Annotated in this window: 23 protein-coding genes and 1 pseudogene; 10 read left to right on the plus strand and 14 right to left on the minus strand. The window is 47.3% G+C overall.

All coding sequences use genetic code 11. The features are described 5' to 3' along the window. Positions 1–140 precede the first annotated feature (140 nt). The gene (locus tag H8K32_RS13085) at positions 141–515 is read left to right on the plus strand and encodes a hypothetical protein (RefSeq protein ID WP_186912991.1); all 375 of its coding nucleotides are present in this window, start codon (positions 141–143) and stop codon (positions 513–515) included. On the opposite strand, the gene H8K32_RS13090 is transcribed toward H8K32_RS13085, so the two are convergent. From H8K32_RS13090 to H8K32_RS13115, 7 genes and pseudogenes are all read right to left on the minus strand, one after another. Continuing rightward, the gene (locus H8K32_RS13090; RefSeq protein WP_186912992.1) at positions 503–898 is read right to left on the minus strand and encodes a HipA N-terminal domain-containing protein; all 396 of its coding nucleotides are present in this window, start codon (positions 896–898) and stop codon (positions 503–505) included. The two genes, H8K32_RS13085 and H8K32_RS13090, sit on opposite strands and share 13 nt — an antisense overlap. Further along, positions 882–1,220 carry a hypothetical protein gene (locus tag H8K32_RS13095; protein ID WP_186912993.1) on the minus strand — a complete coding sequence of 113 codons (339 nt, stop codon included), beginning with the start codon at positions 1,218–1,220 and terminating at the stop codon, positions 882–884. The genes H8K32_RS13090 and H8K32_RS13095 overlap by 17 nt, the downstream gene beginning before the upstream one ends. A gap of 96 nt (positions 1,221–1,316) precedes the next feature. After that, positions 1,317–1,520, minus strand: a pseudogene (locus H8K32_RS20410) (IS6 family transposase); the annotation flags it as partial. Between the two features lie 127 nt (positions 1,521–1,647). Next, a complete protein-coding gene (locus tag H8K32_RS13100; RefSeq protein ID WP_186912994.1) occupies positions 1,648–2,634 on the minus strand; it encodes a hypothetical protein in 987 nt (328 codons plus the stop codon). Positions 2,635–2,786: 152 nt separating this feature from the next. Next, positions 2,787–3,494 carry an IS6 family transposase gene (locus tag H8K32_RS13105; protein ID WP_186912995.1) on the minus strand — a complete coding sequence of 236 codons (708 nt, stop codon included), beginning with the start codon at positions 3,492–3,494 and terminating at the stop codon, positions 2,787–2,789. A gap of 47 nt (positions 3,495–3,541) precedes the next feature. Beyond that, entirely contained in the window at positions 3,542–4,909 is a 1,368-nt protein-coding gene (yjjJ, locus tag H8K32_RS13110; RefSeq protein ID WP_186912996.1) for a type II toxin-antitoxin system HipA family toxin YjjJ, read from the minus strand. A gap of 120 nt (positions 4,910–5,029) precedes the next feature. Next, a complete protein-coding gene (locus H8K32_RS13115; protein ID WP_186912997.1) occupies positions 5,030–5,182 on the minus strand; it encodes a hypothetical protein in 153 nt (50 codons plus the stop codon). A 184-nt stretch (positions 5,183–5,366) separates the two neighbouring features. Between H8K32_RS13115 and H8K32_RS13120 the strand changes: the two genes are divergently transcribed. The 5 genes from H8K32_RS13120 (at position 5,367) to H8K32_RS13140 (ending at position 9,731) form a co-directional block, all read left to right on the plus strand. Beyond that, on the plus strand, positions 5,367–6,122 hold the full coding sequence (locus H8K32_RS13120; RefSeq protein ID WP_186912998.1) for a hypothetical protein: 756 nt from the start codon (positions 5,367–5,369) through the stop codon (positions 6,120–6,122). A 229-nt stretch (positions 6,123–6,351) separates the two neighbouring features. After that, complete coding sequence (locus tag H8K32_RS13125; protein ID WP_186912999.1) at positions 6,352–7,050, plus strand: IS6 family transposase; 699 nt, start codon at positions 6,352–6,354, stop codon at positions 7,048–7,050. Between the two features lie 182 nt (positions 7,051–7,232). Then, positions 7,233–7,691, plus strand: a complete 459-nt coding sequence (locus H8K32_RS13130; RefSeq protein WP_186913000.1) for an ester cyclase — start codon at positions 7,233–7,235, stop codon at positions 7,689–7,691. A 64-nt stretch (positions 7,692–7,755) separates the two neighbouring features. Further along, on the plus strand, positions 7,756–8,502 hold the full coding sequence (locus tag H8K32_RS13135; protein ID WP_186913001.1) for a helix-turn-helix domain-containing protein: 747 nt from the start codon (positions 7,756–7,758) through the stop codon (positions 8,500–8,502). A gap of 956 nt (positions 8,503–9,458) precedes the next feature. After that, positions 9,459–9,731: a hypothetical protein gene (locus tag H8K32_RS13140; RefSeq protein WP_186913002.1), complete on the plus strand. Its 273-nt coding sequence runs from the start codon at positions 9,459–9,461 to the stop codon at positions 9,729–9,731. Positions 9,732–9,781: 50 nt separating this feature from the next. Here the strand turns inward: H8K32_RS13140 and H8K32_RS13145 are convergent, their stop codons facing one another. Continuing rightward, positions 9,782–10,330, minus strand: a complete 549-nt coding sequence (locus tag H8K32_RS13145) for a hypothetical protein (protein WP_186913003.1) — start codon at positions 10,328–10,330, stop codon at positions 9,782–9,784. Positions 10,331–10,475: 145 nt separating this feature from the next. Further along, positions 10,476–11,024 (minus strand): hypothetical protein, encoded by a 549-nt coding sequence (locus H8K32_RS13150; RefSeq protein WP_186913004.1) that lies wholly within the window; start codon positions 11,022–11,024, stop codon positions 10,476–10,478. Positions 11,025–11,616: 592 nt separating this feature from the next. Between H8K32_RS13150 and H8K32_RS13155 the strand changes: the two genes are divergently transcribed. After that, positions 11,617–14,175, plus strand: coding sequence for a cation-translocating P-type ATPase (locus H8K32_RS13155; protein ID WP_186913005.1), 2,559 nt, complete (start codon positions 11,617–11,619; stop codon positions 14,173–14,175). A gap of 13 nt (positions 14,176–14,188) precedes the next feature. Here the strand turns inward: H8K32_RS13155 and H8K32_RS13160 are convergent, their stop codons facing one another. The 4 genes from H8K32_RS13160 to H8K32_RS13175 are packed head-to-tail and all read right to left on the minus strand — an operon-like array spanning position 14,189 to position 19,108. Then, positions 14,189–15,415, minus strand: coding sequence for an ABC transporter permease (locus H8K32_RS13160; RefSeq protein ID WP_186913006.1), 1,227 nt, complete (start codon positions 15,413–15,415; stop codon positions 14,189–14,191). Further along, positions 15,415–16,161 (minus strand): ABC transporter ATP-binding protein, encoded by a 747-nt coding sequence (locus H8K32_RS13165; RefSeq protein WP_186913007.1) that lies wholly within the window; start codon positions 16,159–16,161, stop codon positions 15,415–15,417. The genes H8K32_RS13160 and H8K32_RS13165 overlap by 1 nt, the downstream gene beginning before the upstream one ends. Then, a complete protein-coding gene (locus H8K32_RS13170; RefSeq protein ID WP_186913008.1) occupies positions 16,158–17,609 on the minus strand; it encodes an efflux RND transporter periplasmic adaptor subunit in 1,452 nt (483 codons plus the stop codon). The genes H8K32_RS13165 and H8K32_RS13170 overlap by 4 nt, the downstream gene beginning before the upstream one ends. After that, positions 17,606–19,108, minus strand: a complete 1,503-nt coding sequence (locus tag H8K32_RS13175) for an efflux transporter outer membrane subunit (protein ID WP_186913009.1) — start codon at positions 19,106–19,108, stop codon at positions 17,606–17,608. Before H8K32_RS13175 ends, H8K32_RS13170 begins: the two co-directional genes overlap by 4 nt. A 147-nt stretch (positions 19,109–19,255) precedes the next feature. Here H8K32_RS13175 and H8K32_RS13180 point away from each other — a divergent pair, with 147 nt between their 5' ends. Together H8K32_RS13180 and H8K32_RS13185 are read left to right on the plus strand one after the other, a co-directional pair. Then, entirely contained in the window at positions 19,256–20,074 is an 819-nt protein-coding gene (locus tag H8K32_RS13180; protein ID WP_186913010.1) for an alpha/beta fold hydrolase, read from the plus strand. Between the two features lie 406 nt (positions 20,075–20,480). Further along, on the plus strand, positions 20,481–21,689 hold the full coding sequence (locus H8K32_RS13185) for an acyltransferase family protein (RefSeq protein ID WP_186913011.1): 1,209 nt from the start codon (positions 20,481–20,483) through the stop codon (positions 21,687–21,689). A gap of 38 nt (positions 21,690–21,727) precedes the next feature. On the opposite strand, the gene H8K32_RS13190 is transcribed toward H8K32_RS13185, so the two are convergent. Beyond that, positions 21,728–22,408 (minus strand): DUF4336 domain-containing protein, encoded by a 681-nt coding sequence (locus H8K32_RS13190; protein ID WP_186913012.1) that lies wholly within the window; start codon positions 22,406–22,408, stop codon positions 21,728–21,730. A 159-nt stretch (positions 22,409–22,567) separates the two neighbouring features. Here H8K32_RS13190 and H8K32_RS13195 point away from each other — a divergent pair, with 159 nt between their 5' ends. After that, positions 22,568–23,107 (plus strand): TetR/AcrR family transcriptional regulator, encoded by a 540-nt coding sequence (locus tag H8K32_RS13195; RefSeq protein WP_186913013.1) that lies wholly within the window; start codon positions 22,568–22,570, stop codon positions 23,105–23,107. The last annotated feature ends 31 nt before the right edge of the window (positions 23,108–23,138 follow it).

Below are 23,138 nucleotides of genomic sequence, written 5' to 3' on the forward strand. Positions count from 1 at the left end.
ATGGACAATGCCTATTCAAAATTGGCGTATGGCGTTAAATCGTTTTATGATTGAGTTTGGTGACCGCATTCAAAAATACGATCACTAATTTGTTCCGTGGCATTTACACAGAATTTCTTACAGGCTCCGAAATTTAACACATGACACCTACTCAAAATCGAGCGCCCATGAAGCGTTGTAAATTATTTTTCTGGTGGTTAGCCACTATTGCTGCTGTGACGTTTCCATTGGTTGCCAACTGGATAATTGAAAATTTTGGTGGCTATTTTATTGATCGAATGTATTACGGGAGTTATCGGGATATTTTATCTTTGTGTTTTCTTGCGTCAGCATTTTCTTTTGCTTGGTTGATGTCGCGCCCTTCGACGCTATTTGGATTACGCTTCACAGTCTCATGGATTGTCTTGGTTGTATATTTACTTGCCGCTATGCTACCGAGGCCGACTTGTGATGAATTTATTTACCTAAACACACCTGACCACTCGGATCAAAAAAATCGGAATCAGTGCGAGTAATGCTTGGTGCCCGCTGGCACTCCTACGGCGAGCGCTCCCCACCTGTCAGCGTTATTGGCCAAAATCAGATAGCGTGCCAAAGGTGTGCCTTCTGGCAGATTGTGCTCGCGCCGAAGCAGCGCCTGGCCCCATGAATCCGGACAAGCATCTCGCAGGACATCGTGCAGACCATTGTAGCGTGTCGCTGGCCGCTCGTCCTCCGGCCGGAAAGGTAAGTTGACCGGGTCAATCGCCCACGTGTGGCCTGCATCGACATAACTGGGGGCGTACTTGAATCTACCCGAGCCTGCGACGGGGTCAGCAAGATAGCGTCCGACCGTGACCCACTCTCCGTTGTCTGGACGTTGCAAATAAATGAATAAGGGCTTAGAAGTATTCAGCATCTACTTCGCCTCCTCGTTCTTGTCGGCTGAGCTTTACTCTACGTTGGGGAGAGTCGGACCACAGGGCGGGTGCTAGCACAGGTATAGCATCCTCAAACACGCCCAAAATCAACAATGCAGCGAGGTAAGCGCCAGCAGCTGTACCTGGGTCGCCTCGTTCCATGCGGCGCAAGGTAGCCTCAGAAATACTCATTCGCACGCACAAGTCGGCGGCCGTTATGCGTTGACGTAAGCGTTGCGTGTGGATGCAGCGCCCCCACGTGCTCAGGCGCTCACGTACCAAAGTTGGCACCGTATCCACGTTCAAGAGCTTTTTAGGCATACGTGAATCCCCTCATAAAAAATGTATTATAGATCATAATATGATTTTTATGAGGGTTTATCGATTTAGTGATAAGCCATGCCTGATACGAAACGAAGGGTTTTTATATTTTCTGAATGTTTTTTCGATCAGGGGAAGGAACCGGATTGCCCAGCGGTTGATCGCGGAATGGTCGACAAAGGCACCACGTTCTTGCATCATTTCTTCGAGATGGCGGCAGCTAAGTGGGTTAGCTGCATACCAACGAATACAGACCGCTATCATTTCTAATGGAAATCGCATTCGTTTCGCGTCAAGCATGGCTTGGTACCAATTTAAAAAAGGTGCTGAGCTTAACCGATTTCGCTTTTAAAAAGTTATTGCGACAAACCGAATTAATTAGGCTCGGACCTGAAGTCAGGATTTTGCCTGGTAAGCCCATTCTCATTTAATGAAAGAAAACATCAGAACGTTTTGCTTTAACCGCGTTCACAATTTTATCCTTCATTATGACCACATCGTTAAAGTTGATGTCGTTCTCCTTATCAATTGATGCCACTTTTTTAAGCATATCAATTTTATTTTTTTCACAAATATCGAAGTAGTAACAGGAGGATTGAACTTCTATATCTTGCTCATCGCACGAAAGACCTAAATCACAGCCAGCCAAACGCCAAGCCAAACCGTAAATATTCCTGTCTTTTTCCGTCGGTTCTTTGCCATCATTGAGTGAATTAGAAAGCGTACTGGTCATTCCCCACGTTTCAATCAATACAGGATTTTGAGAATTAAAAACTTCTGCGGAAATTGATTTCCTTTGGTCATCATCTTTTGCGGAACTCAACTTTTTATTTAACTGCAGCAAAGGATCGAGCGCTACACCCGGGTCATTTTTAATTTTGTCCAATTCGGCCATGGCTTCATCTGGGGAGAAACCATAACAACGTTCTTGCATAAATAGTAATGCTTTTTGTCTTTCTGCCACAAGAAGATTGCTTTCTGAGGGATCATATTTCAAAGCTGGCGATGTTTCTATTTCCTTGTTTAAAGGCCGCTTCAAACATTCAACTAAAGCATTTTTGGAAAGAAACAAGCCACCGTCTGAAGCCTTTGTTTTGGCAAAAGCAACAAACGCTCTTAAATTACGAGTTTGTCCAAATTGAAGCGCTATTTTTACAGCATCTGATTTTTCAGAGGATTGCCCCGCTTTTACCGATGGTTCATTTGTTTTCACCGAAAACCATTTGTTCGCATTAACGACACTCGATTTGCCAGAAGCATCCTGTTTTATCATCGTTGCGACAGGAAGATCATTCAGCATCATGTAGCGATAGACAAGGGCTCCAACTAAAAAAAATCCTACAATCAATATTATTTTTTTCATATCAGATACTTTCGTAAAATCAATCTTTCGCGCAAGCTTTGGATTTAACAATACCATCGCCTTTTACCAAGTTGCCAGTTGAAACCATGAGAATTTCAGGCGAATGCGAGGCCCGCATAAACCCCGGGTTCTAATGGAATGGCCGGGTTCTGTTGCAATAGCGAGTCCAAGGCGAATTTTTTGCAGGCGGACTCTGCCCTTCATTAAATAGGACGGATTTTTCCTGCCAAAGCATAAAATTGGTCGGCAAACGACAAATCACCTGCGCCTTCCATCATCAGTTGGCCCTTGCGAATCATGTGAATGAGTTCGATACCAGCTAGGATGCTTTTAGCAGATTGGAACGATTTAAATCCGAGCATTGGTTTTGTTATTCGCTTCACTCCACGATGGTCTTGTTCCATAATATTATTGAGGTACTTGATCTGACGGACCACCATAGCTATTTCCATGTCGGCGTTGATCTCGTCAATCGCCGCTTTGTTCGCGCCATTTTTATCCATCGTGATTTTTTCAGGTGTGCCGTTCGCTGCTATGGCCTTGTCAAAAAAACGCTTGGCTGCTGCCCTGTCCCGATTGGCAGTCAGAAGAAAATCAATCGTCTTGCCTTCCTTGTCCACTGCACGATAGAGGTATTTCCAGACAGCTTTGACCTTGATATAAGTCTCATCCATCCGCCAGCTTCTACCGACCGGGCGCTTGTACTTTCTGAATATCTTTTCCAGTACCGGTAGCAATCGGATCGCCCGGCGGCTGACCGTTGATTGATCAACGAATACACCACACTCCGCTATCATTTCTTCAACATGGCGAAGACTCAGCGGATAGGCTGCGTACCAGCACACGCAGGTCAGCATCACTTCGAGCGGATAATGCATTCGCTTGATGATCTTACGTAGCGCGTCTATCATTACATGAATCAGAAATTTGGTCGGATCGGTAGTCTAACAGCGACGGCTTATTGCGACAGAACCCCCGCAGCGGGAGCAAATGGCTGGATAGCCTTCACATGGCGATCCGCGACTCTTTTGAAGTCTTCAGATATACGAGGATCGTTGATTACGTCCTGCCAAAATTGAAGCGCCATATCATAACACTTCGATAGATGCCTCAACTCCACTCGACCCATGTAGACTGGTAGCCAGTCTCGTTCAATAATCTCACCGTGAGAATTGGGACGATATAGCATTGGAAGCATGTCATATGCATTCAGCAATCGGTGCTTGCGTTCAAATGTCCATGAAACTGCGATATTTCCATGGTGCTTATCAGTGTTGCCGATGAGTGAACCGAAAAGGTCGAGTATTTCCACGGTAATAATGTCTTTTCCAGAAAGCTCTCCGAGTCGGCCAAGCTCACGGGCGACAGCTGTCCAGTTCTGATCCATCATCCCCAGATCACCATCTAATGCGGAGAAAGTAGCTATCGGAAGCCGTCCTCTCAACCCGACTCGATCAAACCGAACAACCTCCAAAAAAATCCGAGAACCCAATTCAAGAATTGCGGATTTTGCTGCGGCAATACCATTGCGCGCCAGAACTTGTAATGCCAAATGCTCAGATATGAGCAAGTCTCCCCAACGTCGTCCGGAAGGAGTATCAACTTGCGGAGAGAATTTAACTATGACGTGCTCAACCAACATCCCATCATCTTCGCGACGAATCATGGCAGTAAATTTGGGCTGCTCACCACCTGCGGATGAGCCCGGAGGCTCGCCTTGCATGGAGTCGTCCGCCATCCCAGGGTAACGCACAGCGCGCTCCTTAGCCGGTATAACTTGTTTCTCTAGCGTGGCAAAAGACTCAATGTACCTAGTATATGACTCGTTCCCTAGAATGAGGTCTCCTGCTGCATTTTCACTGCGCCGAGAAATGTATTTCAATACCTGTTCATCCGTCCAATGTAGGATGTTGTCTGGTAAATCCAAGTCCCGGTTTCTTCCCGGCTCTATGCGCCCCAAAAATCCTTGAGGACGGAGGTCTCGGGTAAAAAATGGCATACCCCTAAACACGCCATAACCGCTCCCCTCCAAGGGAATCGTGGCGTAAAAATCGCCTTGAAGAACGTCCAAGTATCCAATGGGTGCAAGCCCTCCCTCCTCGGATACACGGAAAATAGGAATAGGGACATCGACTCCTTGGACGTGACGTCTCAGAGCATACTGTCGCGCCTTACCCGCCCCCAACACCACCCCGTCGCGTACAGTTGCCCATAGACGAGAGAAAGTTGGTTGGCTGATGTCAAGTTCTCTCAGAATGGACGGCGTTTTTGCAGGTCCTGCCTTGAGAAAATGTTGCAATCTTTCAATGTTTTGGATTTTAGCCACGATGCTTTCAAAATTCTATGAATAGAAAAAATCAGCTTTTTTCTATAGGAGAAAGTCAATTTTTGAATACTAAAATGAATACTAAAATGAATACTAAAATGAATAGTATTACGAATAAAATTATCGTATCACAAAAGCGCTACGGAAGATACGACGCATCGAATTGGAATGGCGTTGTTTGTTGACGCGCACCGAATATTGACCAGACGGGGGTGCGGATAGCGCAGAAATTTCTTCAATCGCTTCCAGAGGGGTTTCAATTGTGGCAGACATAGGAGGCAGAGCAATGGCAAATTATATGAAATATGTTGCCAAAGGAGCTACAATTGTTGCCGGAATAGTTGGTTCTTCAACGGTAATGGCTGCCGACTTATTTTCAACGTCGCAAGAAGTTGGAGCATATTCCGACTGCGTAAGTTCATGTACCCTAAAATATAAAAAATAGGTTTTTCGTATTATGTCTAAATTAATGAATTTCAAGGAAAAACAAAACTTACCGCTTTTCAATATGTTAAGTGATGTAATGAGTAGTTATGATTTTATAAATTTAAATATAGATAAAGCTACGCCAGATTTAGTAACTTGGGACAAGGATTTATCATCGACGTTAAGGACAACAATGTTCATAACGTTATATCCAACATTGGCTCCAGACCACTGGTCGATTGTTTCAAAAATGTTTATATATTCTAGTTATGCCGCTGATCTCGCACTACAGCTCGGTTTGGACGATTGCTCATTGCCAACAAATGATTGGCCAAAACAATCCGCCGTTCCTATCTTGGGATTTAGCCCTTCCGGCATTCGATGGGAGGAGAATAGCAATCTCAAAGATCTAGCAATACAAGGGAATAATTATACTTTGGCACATATCCGTGAAGAGTTAATTGATGTATATGATCACTATGCGGCTCCAATACTAGAAATATTTGGAACGGTTTCAGGAGCAGCAAATTTTTTGCTCAATTCCCCCAGCTTATACAAAACAAAACGATTTCCGGTTTCGAGACCGCGATATGCACTACCTCAGTTTCCAGTTTGGACTGCTGTATTGCTAATTGAAAATGGTGAATTTAAAGTTGCAATGAATGTGTTGGAAAAATGGAAAAACAATGAAGGTAATGATCAAACTTTTCTAGCAACAGAATATGGTCGGCGCATTAACTATAAAGTCGAGAAATTGATTTTATTTTTGAATGGAAAATTAAACTAAATTTCAGAAAAAATAATTGACGGTATACTAACGGTGGCACTATCGATTTTGTTAGTCGAAAATCTAATCACTATTTTTTAGGCTACAAAAGCACTTAAATGAAAAATATAAAATCCCTCATTCTTTTAGTCGCAGCACTTCTGACGTCAGTCAACGCGGTTCCGTCGCATTAACTTTTTAAAAGTGAAATCGGTTTTGCTCAGCACCTTTTTTAAATTGATGCTACGCCATGCTGGATACGAAGCGAATGCGATTTCTATTAGAAATTATAGCCGTCTGTATTCGTTGGTATGCAGCTTACCCACTCAGCTACCGCCATCTCGAAGAAATGATGCAAGAACGAGGCGCCTTTGTTGACCATTCCTCCATCAACCGCTGGGCAATCCGGTTTCTACCTCTGATCGAAAAAATATTCAGAAAATATAAACGCCCTGTTGGTAGCAGCTGGAGAATGGATGAAAGCTATATCAAGATCAATGGACAATGGAAATACTTGTATCGTGCCGTCGACAAAGAGGGACAAACCGTCGATTTTCTTTTAACTGCTAAACGCGATAAAACTGCTGCCATGCGCTTCTTCGACAAAGCCATGCTTCTCAATGGCTTGCCAGGAAAGATCGCCATGGATAAGAGCGGTGCAAATAAAGCAGCGATTGATCAGATCATCGAAGACAAAGGACTGAGCATTATTGTACGGCAGGTCAAATATCTCAATAATATGGTTGAGCAAGATCATCGTGGGATCAAGCGTATGACACGTCCGATGCTTGGGTTCAAGTCATTTCGTGCCGCCAGAAATATTCTGGCGGGAATTGAACTTATGCATATGCTACGCAAAGGACAACTGAATCTGGTCGGATGTAAGAACATGTCATTTGCAGACCAGTTTTATGCATTGGCAGGCGTAGTCCGTCCAGCGATAATATAAAAAGTCGTAACGGCTTAAACTCGCCTTTTTAAAAGTTAATGCGACGGAACCTTTGCAGCAGACCTTCGGCTTTTGTCCATGATTGGCGTAAAACCGATAACAATTGGCCTAACCAGCCTATCGCACGGTTGCAAGTATTTTTATCATGTGAGTTCTTAACCTAATTTATTTGAAAGAACTCTATGTCAATCACGACAATGATCCCGCCACATGCCAGTCCCAACGTTCGCCTCGTAACAGATTTCATGCGAACCATTTGGACCGAAGCAAGTCCGGATGTGCTTGAACGGTTTGTCAGCGCCAGTTTTGTTGATCACGCCTATATTCCCGCTGATCAAACCGGTCACGCCACCATGGTGCGAATTTTCGCAGGCGCATTTAGCCAGGCAGAACATACGATTGAGCAATGTACCGAACAGGACGACATAGTCGTTATCCGGCTCAAGATCACGGCGCTGCATTCCGGACAATTCCGCGATATAGCTGCCACCGGAAATGCGGTTGAAGTAACACAATACAGAACATTTCGGATAGTTGAAGGCCAGATCGCCGAGCATTGGGCGTTGTTTGATACGGCGAGCCTGTTGCGACAACTTCAGCCGACGGTCATTGTTGCAGGAGCATGCGCAATCAAGCAGTAAATCCACTGAGCGATATCACCTTGTTTTACAATCTACAAAAATAACCTGAAGAAAAACTGCGCGCATGATTTCCTTTGCCTACCACAAGCAATTTGATGAAGCATTTGATACCGGAGAACGAAGCTTCGCGCAAACCTATTTGCTATACGCTTCAAGCGGCACCTTTCATTTGGAGGTGAATGAAAGGTGCTGGCTATTGCCTCCGCACCGCGCAGCACTAATTCAGGCAGGTATTCCGATACGCATTTGGACCAGCGCTGCAAGCACCTCAGCTTCGGTACTGTTCTCGCGTGACTGCATCTCCGTGCCATCCCTGCATTGCCAGGTATTTCGGGTCACTGCACTGATCACAGAAATGACAAACTACGCAACGCGCTGGAATGAGAGTCAAGCAAAACTGGATGATCATTCCCAGTCATTCTTTACTGCATTGGCACACGTCGTCAATGAAGCCAGTAATTTGGTGGAAGATTTATGGTTTCCTCGGGCACAAACTGCCGAATTATGCAGAGCAGTCGAATTCACATTGGCCAATTTGGGTGAGACTCTGAATTTTTCTGATGTAGCGAGAGCCGCGTTGGCGTCCGAACGAACACTGTCACGCCGATTTACCGAGGAATTCGACATGGGTTGGTCCGAATTTGTCCAGCGAGCCCGCATTATTAAGGCGACTGAACGACTGGTAATGTCTGCGGACCAGATTGCTCATATTGCACATGACACTGGCTTTTCAAGTGCGAGTAGTTTCAGTCAAACATTTAGACAAATGATGGGAGAAACACCCAGCCGGTATCGCGAAAGGTTGAAGTAGACTTGCCCTCGTACTTCCTTGCCCAGTGGACGCGTGTTACCAACAGACCATGGACAAAAAGCGATATGATTGTCACCAACTGTCAGAACGTAAGGGCGCACCCAGAAAATACGAATTAATCCGACACGGTATTCAAAATGGGTGTAAGAAAGCGTGCGGAATTTTTCATGATTTCATTAACTTACATCACGTCATGCGGATTGAGCGTTGCGTGTAGACAGATTTACTTTCCGATGCCGCATGCAGACACATTTACCTTCCATTACGGTAAGGAATTGGTCATTCTTGAATGACCAAGCCACTAAGCTTAGTGCGACCTCATCACCTGCAATATCAGTTTCAATTGCTGATTGCTAATGGATGGTTCTTTCAATGTAGAGAAGCGTATGAAACTAAGCGGTATATTCGCTCACGATGTGAATGAACACATCCCTCTAGGTGGAAACACGAGAGGATCATCTCCCCAACTAAAATGAGAGTAGATACCAACGCCATTTGATCTGTTGTGTTGCGCCGAAGCAGATCCATTTAGCGTTGGCAGTAGTGCCACCACCGCATCAACGTATCGTTACCCGTTACCGTTGGCGCTGACCAAGTTCTTGGTATTGCAAATGAAAGTGTGAAATCAAGAGCGGAAATGGTGGAGGAAGCGCATCCGTAAAGGGTCGATAAAGAGATAAAATACGCTAAAAAGCCAAACCGTTCCGACCACAAACGTGAGTTAAAATAGGTTTTGATTTTGATATCCGACATCTGTTGTGCATCAGCCTTTTTTCTCTGGTTTACAGATTCCGCAAATGACCTCGCGGCGTCTATTCGGCAACGAACTTAGACAAGGGTTTGTCTTGACGCGGTACCTCTTAATTGGCTGACTTTTTTACAAAACGCAGAAAGGAAATACGATGCATAAACCGACCTGTATGTGGCGTTTCACCTGAAGCATCGCTGCTGTCTTCTTGATACTTTCTAGTACGGGATGTTCAGGCTTGTATATCGATCAGGCCAACTCATCCCTATTGAACGGCATGTCTTACACGCCGCCTCAGTCCAGCGTCATACTCCGCTCAGTTTTTCACCTGGTATTCCATTTTCAGTATATCGTGCCGACCTTTGGCGATATGTTTATTGGGCATCAACAGCTTCGATTTATCAAAATCGGCACTTCACTCGATTGGCTGCTCATCCGTGCAACAACGTCTATCAAGCATGTCGTATCGCCATTTTTTTAAAGCGGTTAGCATGACTGATGTCACAACTTAAAAGTTAGTGCGACAAAACCTTAATTTGAACAAGGTCGTTTGAACTCATAGCCTTTAAGGGAGTAGCGAAAAGGGACTAAGTCGCCGTGTCTGGAAAAATACCATTGCGAGCCTTTTCTCAAGAACACGTAGGAGTCTGTATATCGTTGCGGAGTAGTAATATCGTCCCATTCTATCTGTACCTGTAATTGGTCGGGAGCGATCAATTTCCAGCAATAGAAAGTTGAGTACACATACCGATCTGTTCCATTGCTTGCTTCCGGAAGTAAACGTAGTTGCTCGCGTGAATCGGGTAGTACATGCTTCAGAGAATCTTTGGAAGAATTTGCTGTCGTTGCCATTAATTCCATTGCAAATAGAGCAATCGAAGTACTCGCACTTCTAATCTCTGCTACAATTTTTTTCTCATTGTCCTTAACAATAAACGCTTTTTTTATGACTTTGAAAGGCTCTTCTGCAACGAATCCATTACGCTGTGTTTCGGATTGTGCCTCTGCATTATTCATCGCTGTCATTGATACGCCCAAAAAAAATATAGACGCAGCATACACACTAAAAAACTGTTTCATAAAATATCAACTCCGGTAGAAAATTGCTCCCAAATTAAACTCTTCCGAGAGCCGAAAAATGGGCGTAATTTTATTTACTTACTAATTACATCCGAACGCGCTCGATTTTTAAATTTTTTAAACGCTAGCATAAACTTTCAAATGCTCAATTTGAGCAAGGTCGTTTGAACTCATAGCCTTTAAGGGAGTAGCGAAAAGGGATTAAGTCACCGTGTCTAGAAAAATACCATTCGGAGCCTTTTCTCAGGAACACATAGGAGTCCGTATATCGTTGCGGCGTAGTAATATCACCCCATTCAATCTGTACCTGTAATTGATCGGGATCGATCAATTTCCAGCAATAAAAGACTGAGTAAATATACAGGTCCCTTCCATTTGTTGCTTCCGGAAGTAAACGTAGTTGCTCGCGTGAACCAGGTAGTACTTGCTTCAGAGAGTCTTTGGAAGAATTTGCTTTAGTTTCCATTAATTCCATTGCAAATCGAGCAATCGAAGTACTCGCACTTTCAATCTCTTCTACAATTTCTTTCTCATTGTCCCGAACAAGAAATGCTCGTTTTATGAATATGAAAGGATTTTCTGCAATGAATCCATTACGCTCCGATACAGATTGTGCTTCTGCATTATTCATCGCTGTCATTGATACGCCCAAAAAAAATATAGACGCAGCATACATACTAAAAAACTTTTTCATAAAATATTAACTCCAGTAGAAAATTGCTCCGCAAATAAACTCTTTCGAGAGCCGAAAAAATGGCTGTAATTTTATTTACACCATTGGATAACAATCGTGAATCCCAGCAGCTGCCCGTCGCTTGTTCATTCGCATAACCTTTATTAAAACAGAGCGACAGCAATAGCAATGACTGTTCTCATCATTGGACTAACTCGGAATTGTTTGGAAGCAATGACACTTCAAACTGTATCATTGTTTTTTTTGAAATATGATACTCACTGTACGGTACTAAAAAATAATACTTTTAGTATTGGTTCCGCATGGATTTGGGTGGCGGCATCAAATTGTGTTCGTCGACGATTGTCACCTCAGTTAAAAAAAGCGCCCGAGGTGAATGATGGGCAGCCAACGCAGACATATCCCAACAAAGTATGAATGAACTACAAAGCGGATTAAATTCAGGGTTCTAACAAGATTCTTTCAGAGTGGAAGCTAAGTACGATCAGATCTTGCATTCAAACATTGCTAATAGCGCGTTAGTGCACCGACACAAAATGTACATTTAAGTAGTGTATAAAGCCTCCGAGGCTACGTGATTGAAGGAAACGACATGTCAGACACCACGAATATACAAACTGGGCTTAGCACAACGGAAGCGCAGCGTCGTCTGCTCAGTGACGGGGTGAATGAATTGCCCACCGCCAGGCCGCGCTCACTGCTGGGGATAGCCTGGGCTATCGTGCGTGAACCGATGTTTATCTTGCTCATCGCCTGCGGCAGCATTTATCTGGTGTTGGGCAGCAGGCAGGATGCCGCTATCTTGTTGGGCTCAGTGGTAATCATTATGAGCATGAGTTTTGTACAAGAACGCAAGAGTGAACGTGCGTTGGAAGCATTGCGTGACTTGTCCAGCCCACACGCACTGGTGTTGCGCGATGGCGAGCAAAAGCGTATACCCGGTCGAGAAGTCGTACGCGGCGATATCATTTTTTTGACCGAAGGTGATCGCGTACCGGCTGATTTATTTTTGCTCGACAGCTTGGGCATGACGATTGATGAGTCCTTGTTAAGCGGCGAATCCATCCCGGTGCGCAAGGTGCCCGGCAGCGAAGCGATGCCCAGATTTGCGGCACCTGGCGGCGATGATCACCCGTACCTGTATTCGGGGACGCTAGTGGTGCAGGGTAAGGGGAAAGCGCGGGTTGAGGCGACCGGTGCTAAAACTGTTCTTGGTGGTATTGGCAAAGCATTATTCACGCTGGAAGCGGAACCCAGTCATTTGCAAAATGAGACAGCGCATGCGGTCAGGGTTATTTCTGTTTCCAGCATTGTTCTGGTTTTAGTACTGACGATATGGTACGGCGTTACGCGTGGCGATTGGCTGAACGGTATTCTGGCAGGTTTGACGATGGCGATGTCACTGTTGCCAGCAGAGTTGCCGTTGATTTTGACTATCTTTCTGGGTCTTGGTGCGTGGCGGATCGCCAGAAAGCAAGTGCTGATACGCCGCATTGCTGCGATTGAAATGCTGGGCGCTGCAACCGTATTGTGCGTTGATAAAACGGGTACCTTGACACAAAACCGCATGGCTTTAGCGCAGATTGTCGTAGAAGACCAGACCTATGTTTTTGGTGATTCAAGTGTGAAAACACCGGCGGATTTTTTAGAAATTTTTCACGAAACGCTGGAATTTTCTATGCTATCGAGTCAACGCGACCCCTTTGATCCGATGGAAAAAGCGATTCAGGAAGCAGGTCGTACCGCACTCGCTGGTACGGAGCATATTCATGATCTTTGGACATTGGTGGAAGAATATCCGCTGTCGCCGCAATTGCTGGCAATGTCGCGGGTCTGGCATTCTCCTGATCGCGTCGATTATGTGATTGCTGCTAAGGGGGCGCCGGAAGCGATTATTGATTTGTGCCATTTATCAGACGATGAGACGCGGCGAATTAACGCACAGGTCGATCAGGTCGCAGATCAGGGATTGCGCGTCCTGGCGGTCGCTAAAGCGAGTTTTCAGCAACATGCGCTGCCAGATATTCAGCATGATTTTGAGTTCAAGTTTCTTGGTTTGATCGCGCTGGCTGATCCGCTTCGACCCAGCGTCAGTGCGGCAATCTCACAATGTCATACGGCGGGTATTCGTGTCGTGATGATGACTGGCGATTATCCGGCCACTGCGATGAGTATTGCCCGCCAATGCGGCATCGCCAATGGAAGTGCCGTCATGACAGGAGTGGATCTCGATACGCTTGACGATGTGGAACTGCAAAAGCGCTTGGCGCAGGTCAATGTGTTTTGCCGCTTACAACCGCAACAAAAACTGCGATTGGTCACAGCACTTAAAGCCAACGGTGAAGTCGTTGCAATGACCGGTGACGGCGTCAACGATGCACCCGCACTCAAGGCGGCACATATTGGCATCGCGATGGGCGGGCGCGGCACCGACGTCGCGCGCGAGTCGGCAGCACTGGTGCTGTTGGATGACGATTTTAATGCCATTGTCGCTGCCGTCGCGCTCGGCAGGCGTATTGTCGATAATATCCGCAAGGCAGTTGTGTTCGTGGTTGCTGCCCATATCCCGATTGCTGGCATGTCGATGCTGCCAGTCATGATGGGATGGCCATTGATCTTGCTCCCTGTACATATCGTTTTTTTTGAACTGATGATCGATCCGACTTGTTCTATCGTTTTTGAAGCGGAACCGGAAGAAGCTGATGTCATGAACAGACCTCCTCGACGCACCGATCAAAAAATATTTAATGCTGAATTGTTGATGCTGGGGTTAAAACAAGGTGTGATTTTGTTAGTGGTATTGCTGGCGGTTTATCTGTCGGCGCAATGGGCCGGATTGACTGTCGCTCAAGCACGAGCGCTGACTTTTAGTAGCATGATTGTCGGCGATATCTGGCTGATTTTTATTAATCGGTCGAGGTCATTGCCGCTGCTTCAATCGGTGCGATTGCATAACCCGGCGTTGTGGAGTGTGGTTGGGTTCGCGTTATTGATGTTGGGGCTGGCATTGTATGTGCCATACATGAGCGCATTGTTTCGCTTCGATGCACCACCGCTGGGGTATTTGTGTGTGACGATTGCGGCAGTCAGCGGGCTACTTGTGTTTTGTCATCAATTCATCCGTGCCAAGGCGGTTCAAGATTCAGCCTGAGGCGGAGTAAAAATTATTCATGTCGTAGTGCAACGATAGGATCCATGCGAGCGGCATTGCGTGCCGGAAAATAGCCGAAAAGTATTCCAATGCCCGCTGAGAATACCAATGAAAGCAGATTGATGGTGGGATCGAACGCGTAAGGCACCTTCATCAGCCCGGCCAAAAAATACGAAGCGATAGTGGCGATCACGACACCCACTAAGCCGCCGAGCGCCGATAGCACCATGGCTTCAATCAGAAACTGCAAAAGCACTTCCTTTTCCAGTGCACCGACTGCAAGCCGCAGGCCGATTTCACGCGTGCGTTCGGTGACGCTGACCAACATGATGTTCATAATTCCTATGCCACCCACCAACAGACTCACTGCAGCCACGGCACCCAGCAGGCTGGTCAGCACACCCATGGTGCTGGAGAGTGTTTCGGCGAGCTGTTGCGTATCGAAAATATTAAAGTTGTCATCATCGTGCTCAGCCAATTTCCGGCGCTCGCGCATGAGCTGACGCAGGCTTGCTTTGAGTGGTGCGCTATCGGCGTTTTCTTGCATGGAGACCATCAACATATCGACCCGATGTGACCCTGTTACACGGCGCTGTAGTGTATTCAATGGCACCACGACGGTATCATCCTGATCACCCATGCCGCTCTGTCCCTTGCTACCTAAAATGCCGATGACGTTGCAGGAAAATTGTTTGACACGCAATAATTCTCCTAAGCCTGTTTTGCCCGGCGTGCCACCAAAAATTTCGCGACGTACTGTTTCACCGATGATGCACACGGCGGACCCTGCGCGTTGTTCATCCGGATCGAATTCGCGTCCGCTGGCCAGCGTCCAGTTGCCGGTTTTAAACCATTCATTGGTGCTGCCAGATACACTGGTAATCCAGTTGCGGCCGTTCGCAATGACGGTGACGCTGGCACGGCCTAAAGGCGCTACTTGTGCTACACCGCCGATCTGCGCGGCAATCGCGTCTGCATCGGCATCCGTAAAGTGAGGAATACCAGCACTGCCTGCACCCGAACCACCGCCACCGGGCCCGCGTTGACCGGGGCTGACAATCAACAGATTCGCCCCCAGACTGGATATTTGGGTATTGATTGCTTGTGTCGCACCATTACCCAGCGTCACCATGGTAATGACGGCGGATACGCCAATGACGATACCTAAAATAGTCAGAAACGAGCGCAGTAAGTTGCGCTGCACCGACCGTAGTGCGAGGATGAATACGGAAAACAGCATCAGGTGCTTTCGTTGGGACTCAGGGATGGTGGTGCCGCTGTCGCTGGATGCAGATTAATTTCATCCCTGGCGATGCGCCCATCAACGAACATCACCATGCGTCGGGCATAGGCTGCCATGTCAGGTTCGTGCGTTACCATGAGTACCGTAATGCCGTGATCGCGGTTGAGTGCCATCAGCAATCCCATGATTTCATGGCTGCGCTGGGTATCGAGATTACCGGTGGGTTCGTCTGCTAGTACCACATCCGGTTGGGTGACAATAGCGCGAGCGATGGCGACGCGTTGTTGTTGGCCACCAGATAATTCGGATGGGGTATGGCTTTCCCAACCGCCGAGCCCAACGGACTGAAGCGCCACCGTTGCAGCAACCCGGCGCACGCTGGCGCTATCACCACGGTACAGTAACGGTAGTTCAACGTTTTCCTGCGCAGACGTGCGGGCAAGCAGATTAAATCCCTGAAAGACAAAACCAAGATACTGGCGGCGCAGGCGCGCGCGCTGGTCGCGTGACAGCGCTTCAACATGGGCACCTTTGAATAGATACTGCCCGCTACTTGGTGTATCGAGACATCCCAGAATATTCATTACAGTCGATTTGCCAGAGCCACTGGGGCCACTGATGGCGACAAATTCTCCTGCTTGAATATCGAGGTCGATTCCCTTTAATGCCATCAATTCGGCCGCACCACTGCCGTAGCGCTTGGTCACGCCACGCAAACTGATAAGGGGAGTGGCACTGTTCATTTAGCTTTGGTACTAGTTTGATCGGTAATGACCAGCATGCCCGCCTGCAAATCACCGCCTGTGATTTCGGTCATATGACCGTCGCTGATGCCCGGTGTGACCGCTACAGCAACTGCTACTTTGTCACGCAGCACCCATAATTGCTTGGCGAGTGCCGTGCTGGCACCAGCCGCGGCTGACTTGCGATTGGTGTTGCCTGGAATGTGTGGAATCAGACTCGACGCCATGCCAGGTTTGGTTGCGCTTGCCGCAGTGCCTGGCATGAAGCGCAATGCCGTGTTTGGAACCAGCAACACGTTATTGCGCTGCGCGGCGATAATCGAAGCTGTTGCCGTCATTCCCGGGCGCAGACTCATATCGGTGTTATCGACATCAAGATATGTGAGGTAAGTGACAACAGCATCGGTAATGGTTGAGCCAAAGCCAACGCGGGTGATTTTGGCCGGGAATTTACGGCTCAGATAAGCGCTGACGGTGAACGTCGCATTCTGCCCGACCTTGACGGCGCCGACGTCGGCTTCATCAACGTACACCCACAGACGTAGTTTGCTCAGATCGTCGGCTAATGTGAACAAGGTGACTGCTTGTAGCGAGGCTGCTACCGCATTGCCGGGATCGACGGTGCGAGTCAGTATGATGCCGTCGGCAGGGGCTTTAATGGAGGCCTTGGAGAGTGTGATCTGATCCGTTGATAGTGCGGCTTTTGCATCGTTCACCCCCGCCTGCGCACTGAGATCGTCGGCTTTGGCGCGATCCAGCGTTGCACGGCCGGTATCGAGTTCGGCTTTGGAGGGCACTTTACCCGCCGAGAGGATGGCGACCTCATTGAGCCGCGCCATACTTGCTGTGGCTTCTCTGACCGTGGCCGAAGTCTGTTCAACTTTGGATTTCGCCGCATCCAGCGTGGCAGTGGAGCGCAAAATCTGGTCATTCAGTTTCGCCGGATCGAGCACCAGCAGCACTTCGCCCTTTTTAACGATATCGTTGACATCAACATTGACCTTGAGCACAGTGCCAGAAAGTTCGCTGCCGATGTTAATTGAACGAATAGGTTGTAGCGTACCGTTGGCGGTCACGGTCAAGGTGATGTTGCCACGCGTCGCTGCTTGGGTGTTGTAGACCGGTAGCGCGTTTTGCGCATTACGTGCCATCCACCACCAAATCATGCCTGCAATGACGATCACCAGCAATGTGCCAGACCAGACCAAGGGACGAAGATACCAGTGCTTTAAACCCGGCTCGTTAAGCAGCGTGTTGATATCTATCGTCGCTGACGCTTTAGGCGATGGCGTTGATGCTGTTGGGGTAGCAGGTGCATCAGGTGCTTCAGGTGCAACTGGAACAGTCTTTCCCGATGCCTTTTCGGGTGCGGTTTTATTCGTCGATGGCGCCGCTAACAGCAGAGCATTATCCGGCGCCAGGTTTATAACTGGAAAGGAAGGTTTCATGGCGTTGCGATCAAGGTAGACTGATTTATTGTTGGTATTTCAGGTGCCATGTTTTTTACAATATTCTTCTCACTGTTAGCTTGCCATCCACCACCGAGTGCCTTGTAAAGTCGAATCTGATCACTGCTGACAAGCGCATTGGCGCTGGCAAACGCATCCTGAGTAAGGAGTTGGGTCAACTCGGTTTGCAATACCACCTGAAAATCAACCAGCCCACTGCTGTAGCGCTGGTTAGCCAGATGCGATGCACTGGCGGCGGATTCGCTGGCAATGCCCAGACTGCGCAGGCGCTGCTGGTCGTTGTTTAACGCAAGCAAGGCGTTTTCTACATCGGACAGGGCAGTCAGCACGGCGGTTTCATACGCTAGTTGTGCCTGATCGGATACGGCTTGTTGGAGCGCTACCTGAGCGCGTCTTGCTCCACCATCAAAGATTGGTAGGCTTACCCCGGCAATCAATGAACTGATCACCGACGATCCATTTGTAAGCATGCCAGTACTCAATGCACTCAGACCAATTGAGCCACCCAGAGAAAAGCCAGGCAGGTGTGCTGCTTCTGCCTGATTGATACGTTCCCTGGCTGCTAAAACATTGTATTCAGCCGCTTTTATATCGGCGCGTTGGCGCAAAACTTCCGCAGGTATATTAATCGGCAGCTCGCTGTCCGCCTGTGGTACCGCTTGTACTGTCGATAATATGGTTTCCAGCATTGCTGGTGGCTGCCCGGTCAACAGTGCCAAGGCATGTTGGTTCTGTGAAATGGCTATTTGTAATAACGGCAGCGTAGCTCTGGTTTGCTCAACAGCGGCACGTGCCTGTTCCACTTCAAGCGCCGTCACCAATCCAGCTTGCTGGCGCCATTGTGTAATGCGCAGTGTCTCTTCCTGATTCGTCAGATTTTCTTGTGCAATGGCAAAGCGGGTCTGGGCGTCGCGCAGGCTGATGTAGGTCAATCCCACTTCGGCTGCAATCATTACCTGCGTGTCACCAAGACTGGCATTACTCGATAGCGCAGCATTTTCAGCGGCATTTCGGCCACTGCGTGCAGCGCCAAAAATATCTGGCACCCAATTCCCTGTGGCATCTACTTGAAATAAATTGCTACTACCAATGCCATTTGATCTGTTGCGTTGCGCTGAAGCAGATCCATTCAGCGTTGGCAGTAGTGCCGCTGCTGCAATGTCACGCTGTGCCCAGGCCTGACGCAGCGCCGTCTGGGCGGTTTTTATCGTCAGATTGTTTTTGAGCGATTGGCTCACCAGCATGTCAAGTAGCGGATCATGAAACTTTAGCCACCACTGCATCAACGTATCGTTACCCGTCACCGTTGGCGCTGACCAAGTTCTTGGTATTGCAAATGAAAGTCCGGATTCAGGAGTAGAAATGGTGGAGGAAGCGCATCCGTAAAGTGTCGATAAAGAGATAAAAAACGCTAAAAAGCCAAACCGTTCCGACCACAAACGTGAGTTAAAATAGTTTTTGATTTTGATATCCGACATCTGTTGTGCCTCAGTTTTTTTTCTGGTTTACAGATTCCGCAAATGACCTCGCGGCGTCTGTTCGGCAACGAACTTAGACAAGGGTTTGTCTTGATAGGGCACCTCTTAATTGGCTGACTTTTTTACAAAACGCAGAAAGGAAATACGATGCATAAACCGACCTTTATGTGGCGTTTCACCTTAAGCATCGCTGCTGTCTTCTTGATACTTTCTAGTACGGGATGTTCAGGCTTGTATATCGATCAGGCCAACTCATCTCAATTGAATGACATGTCTTACACGACACTCGGCCAAGGAGCTCCCACCGTAGTATTTCAGTCGGGTCTCGGCGACAATCGCCATGTCTGGCAACAAGTTCTGCCTGTGATAGCACGTGACCATCGGGTATTTGCCTACGACCGGCCCGGTTATGGCGCAAGTCAGTCGACGGATCGTGCACGTGACCCATGCACTATTGCTGAGGAAGAGCGCAAATTACTGCGTGAAGCCGGATTTCAACCCCCTTATCTCTTGGTCGGCCATTCATTGGGCGGCCTTTATCAATTTGCGTTTGCGAAGTTGTATCCGGATGAAGTCGCTGGCATCGTTTTGGTTGATGCGACTTTGCCAATGCACTTGCAGCTCATGCAAAGCGAGGCTCCAAATTCATTTGCTGTGATGCGTGTGATCCGCAATACTTTGTTCAGCGCAGTCGAGAAAAGAGAATTAGACGAGAGTAACCTGTGTATGGATCGTCTGCATCTGGAGCAGGCACTGACTGTTCCCGCACGGGTTCTGGTCAGAACCGAGTTCAAGTTGGAGGAGTCGGGGGATTTTTCAACAATGACTTTGCGCCACCAGAACGATTGGCTTTCGCTGGTTGGCGTTGACCATATACAGGCAATAGGACATAGCGGGCACTATATACAGAAGGATCAGCCGCAGGCGGTTATCGACGCAATTAAGGCGTTCACTTTAAAGCATTAACATGAATAAATTTTTTTAAAAAATTTACCACTAATCCAGAAGATGAATCGCGGCTGCGTTCTCCATTGCTTAAGTCTTTATTTGGAATCGCTTTAATTTTCGGCGGATTTTACGAGTTACGTACCGGCACGATCAAACTTGGTAAAGTGAGCAATAATCCGGTGATTCTTTTTTTGATCATCAGGTAATGTTTATGGTGATGCTAGTGTCTATCCGGGGGCCTTACTCTTGCGTTGCTTTACAATGTAAGCAAACTCTATCTTTAGTGTGAAAATGAAAGTATAAATTTGAAGCCAGACGCTTCAAATTCTTTACTACGCTTGCCAGAAAAGCATTACATTATCGCACTTACTCTTTCAGTTATCTAGGGCAACATTTCCCCCTCCGTTTTTCTAAAATTATAAAAATGAACAATAGTCTTAACGCCGTAAGTAGGCTCAATGGTCTCGATACGTTGCGCGCATTAGCCATTTCTTTGGTGCTGATGTCGCATTATGGTGTGGTGGTCAGCCACAAACCCACGTTTGGGTTCCTGACTGATATTGGCTGGATGGGTGTGGACTTATTCTTTGTGCTGAGCGGATATCTCATTGGCAATCAGGTAATTTCTGCATTTGCGCGGGGCGAAGGTTTATCGCTGAAGACGTTTTTTGCGCGACGTTTATTGCGCACGCTGCCTAACTACTATGTGGTGCTGGCGCTGTATTTTGTGTTTTCGGCTGAGTTAGCAGGATCTGCAACCGCCCCGATATGGCGATTTTTAAGTTTCACGCAAAATATAGGTCTGCATTTTGGTGAGACATTTTCTCATTCGTGGTCGCTGTGTGTTGAAGAACAATTTTATGTGATTCTGCCGCTGGTGGCGGTGATGATTGCCGGGTATAAAAAATCGCTCAAACTTGCGTGGGGAATTCTGATTGCTGCGATACTTGCCGGTATGAGCTTCAGAGGCTATTCGTGGTTAGAGTATGGACGACAATCCATGAATGACGTGGACTATGCGGTACGCATTTATTATTCCAGTTTCGCTCGCTTTGACGAATTATTGCCAGGTGTCGCCATTGCCTTGCTCAAGAATTATCATACTGCGCTATATGAAAAAATCACCCGCCAGGGGAACCTGTTACTGGCGCTTGGAGCGACTGCTTTCGTTATCATGGCATATCTGATGTTGAATAATTTCCAAACGGATATCGATGGTTTTAATTTTTATCTGATGACGTTTGGCTTTAGCATGCTGTCCTGGAGTTTTGCCTTATTGACGTTGGCAGCACTCAGCACTACATCGCTGTTGTATAAAATTCGTGTGCCAGGTGCAGAGCGTCTGGCCTTGTGGTCGTATGCGATTTACCTTGCACATAAGCCGATTTTTAAGCTGTTGGTCGCACCACTCAAAGCCTGGAATATCGATTGCAATGCACCGCTTGGTATCAGCATTGTGATGGGCGTCGCTATTGTCGGTGGTTGGTTGCTATATCGACTGGTCGAAACGCCGTTTATGAATTTGCGGGCGAAGTTTTTTCCCGCAATTTCAGTACGAGCGAACGAAGCAACGCCCGGTCGCTCTATCATGAATACTTCTGCAATGACATCGACATCTTCAACGCAGAATTGAAAGTAAGGTCGATGTACAAGGTTTAACCTAGCGTCAGTTTAATGTTCAAACCATGACAATGCCTGTTGCAGAGATGCGCGGGCATTTTTTTCGATAATCGCATTATGTGCCACCACGATACGCTCTATCGGCCATGCCAGAATTTTGTTGGCGCAGTCACGTGCGGCTGGCTTATCTTTGGTCATCCAGCGTATCGTTTTAGGAACCGCCAGTTGCTTGCGCACACCAGTCAGTGACGCGTACATTGCTGCAGAAAAACTCAAATCACCTTGCCACCATTGGCACAAGTCCGTCAGTATCAATGTACCCGAGGCGCGATGAAACCATACTGTTTCGTTACCCACCGGGATGCCGGCAAAGAAAATTTGTTCCAGATCAGTTTGCCATTCAGGTTCAATATGGGGGCTTAATTCCTGCATGCCTTTGAGGTCAGGGCGTTTTTTGGATAAGCCCGGTGCGCCGTACAAACGGGCGGCTGGATATGCATGGAGATAATCGCCAACAAACAAATGATGGTATTTATTCGGTGCAACGATAAATTCTACTTTGCCTAAGGCATCCAGCTCCGCCTTCAATGTCGATGACAAAGCGACTGGTGAATGCAGCCACAGGTTACCGTTTGATAAACGTATGACAGTCATCCGGGACGAGACTGGCAAACCATTCGAGGTAAAAGCATGTTGTATATGCCAGATATTGGGAGCGATCAGCTGTAGCATGTTGTGATCCTTTTTGAGTGAAAACACCAGCCCAGCTTGCATAGTCGCAAATGTCATTGCTGCAAAATATTTTCGCCGGGAAATTTTACCATACTGCTAGGTATGGTGATATTCGCACCCACGCTTGCAATTGTCAATACCTTTCGGTATGGTGAGAAAATGGAAGAAAAAAATAACCGTCAGACCTGGCTGAATGCTGGCTTACAGCTACTTGCAACGCAAGGCCCCGAGCGCTTGCGCATCATGAGTATTGCCGAAGAATTAGGCGTCACCAAGGGTAGTTTTTATTGGCATTTCAAGAATCTCGATGATTATCATTGTGCCTTGATAGAAGAATGGGAGCGTAGTGACACACAACAGGCAATCGCTTTTGTAGAAAGCATGACGGGAGACGCCAATGCTAAATTACAATGCTGGATTACCGGTGCGTCCATGTCTGATTTGCGTTTGGCAAAAGCCATACGCACGTGGTCTATGTCGCATCCCCTGGTGAAAGAAGTGCAGGCAAGGGTCGACGAGCAAAGGATCAACTACTTAAGCAAATTACTTCGAGACGTAGGCTGGCAAGCAGAAGAAGCGGCGACATTAGGACAATGGACTTACTGGGCATTCATTGGTTTTTCTTCTCAGTCTGAACCTACGATCAGCGACAAGCAAATTCAATTGATTTTGAATGTGCTAACGCCGCGCCGGGTGTGATTCAATTGATGATAACGACATATCTTTGACA

The organism is Cognatundibacterium jejuense (assembly GCF_014284255.1).
In the GTDB taxonomy this organism is placed as follows: Bacteria; Pseudomonadota; Gammaproteobacteria; order Burkholderiales; family Burkholderiaceae_D; genus Undibacterium; species Undibacterium jejuense.

Excerpts from the sequence above, each read along its gene's own strand:
- H8K32_RS13085 (WP_186912991.1), top strand. The coding sequence starts at position 141 with ATGACACCTACTCAAAATCGAGCGCCCATGAAGCGTTGTAAATTATTT.
- H8K32_RS13090 (WP_186912992.1), bottom strand. The coding sequence starts at position 898 with ATGCTGAATACTTCTAAGCCCTTATTCATTTATTTGCAACGTCCAGAC.
- H8K32_RS13095 (WP_186912993.1), bottom strand. The coding sequence starts at position 1,220 with ATGCCTAAAAAGCTCTTGAACGTGGATACGGTGCCAACTTTGGTACGT.
- H8K32_RS13105 (WP_186912995.1), bottom strand. The coding sequence starts at position 3,494 with ATGATAGACGCGCTACGTAAGATCATCAAGCGAATGCATTATCCGCTC.
- H8K32_RS13115 (WP_186912997.1), bottom strand. The coding sequence starts at position 5,182 with ATGTCTGCCACAATTGAAACCCCTCTGGAAGCGATTGAAGAAATTTCT.
- H8K32_RS13120 (WP_186912998.1), top strand. The coding sequence starts at position 5,367 with ATGTCTAAATTAATGAATTTCAAGGAAAAACAAAACTTACCGCTTTTC.
- H8K32_RS13125 (WP_186912999.1), top strand. The coding sequence starts at position 6,352 with ATGCTGGATACGAAGCGAATGCGATTTCTATTAGAAATTATAGCCGTC.
- H8K32_RS13130 (WP_186913000.1), top strand. The coding sequence starts at position 7,233 with ATGTCAATCACGACAATGATCCCGCCACATGCCAGTCCCAACGTTCGC.
- H8K32_RS13135 (WP_186913001.1), top strand. The coding sequence starts at position 7,756 with ATGATTTCCTTTGCCTACCACAAGCAATTTGATGAAGCATTTGATACC.
- H8K32_RS13145 (WP_186913003.1), bottom strand. The coding sequence starts at position 10,330 with ATGAAACAGTTTTTTAGTGTGTATGCTGCGTCTATATTTTTTTTGGGC.
- H8K32_RS13150 (WP_186913004.1), bottom strand. The coding sequence starts at position 11,024 with ATGAAAAAGTTTTTTAGTATGTATGCTGCGTCTATATTTTTTTTGGGC.
- H8K32_RS13155 (WP_186913005.1), top strand. The coding sequence starts at position 11,617 with ATGTCAGACACCACGAATATACAAACTGGGCTTAGCACAACGGAAGCG.
- H8K32_RS13160 (WP_186913006.1), bottom strand. The coding sequence starts at position 15,415 with ATGCTGTTTTCCGTATTCATCCTCGCACTACGGTCGGTGCAGCGCAAC.
- H8K32_RS13165 (WP_186913007.1), bottom strand. The coding sequence starts at position 16,161 with ATGAACAGTGCCACTCCCCTTATCAGTTTGCGTGGCGTGACCAAGCGC.
- H8K32_RS13170 (WP_186913008.1), bottom strand. The coding sequence starts at position 17,609 with ATGAAACCTTCCTTTCCAGTTATAAACCTGGCGCCGGATAATGCTCTG.
- H8K32_RS13175 (WP_186913009.1), bottom strand. The coding sequence starts at position 19,108 with ATGTCGGATATCAAAATCAAAAACTATTTTAACTCACGTTTGTGGTCG.
- H8K32_RS13180 (WP_186913010.1), top strand. The coding sequence starts at position 19,256 with ATGCATAAACCGACCTTTATGTGGCGTTTCACCTTAAGCATCGCTGCT.
- H8K32_RS13185 (WP_186913011.1), top strand. The coding sequence starts at position 20,481 with ATGAACAATAGTCTTAACGCCGTAAGTAGGCTCAATGGTCTCGATACG.
- H8K32_RS13190 (WP_186913012.1), bottom strand. The coding sequence starts at position 22,408 with ATGCTACAGCTGATCGCTCCCAATATCTGGCATATACAACATGCTTTT.
- H8K32_RS13195 (WP_186913013.1), top strand. The coding sequence starts at position 22,568 with ATGGAAGAAAAAAATAACCGTCAGACCTGGCTGAATGCTGGCTTACAG.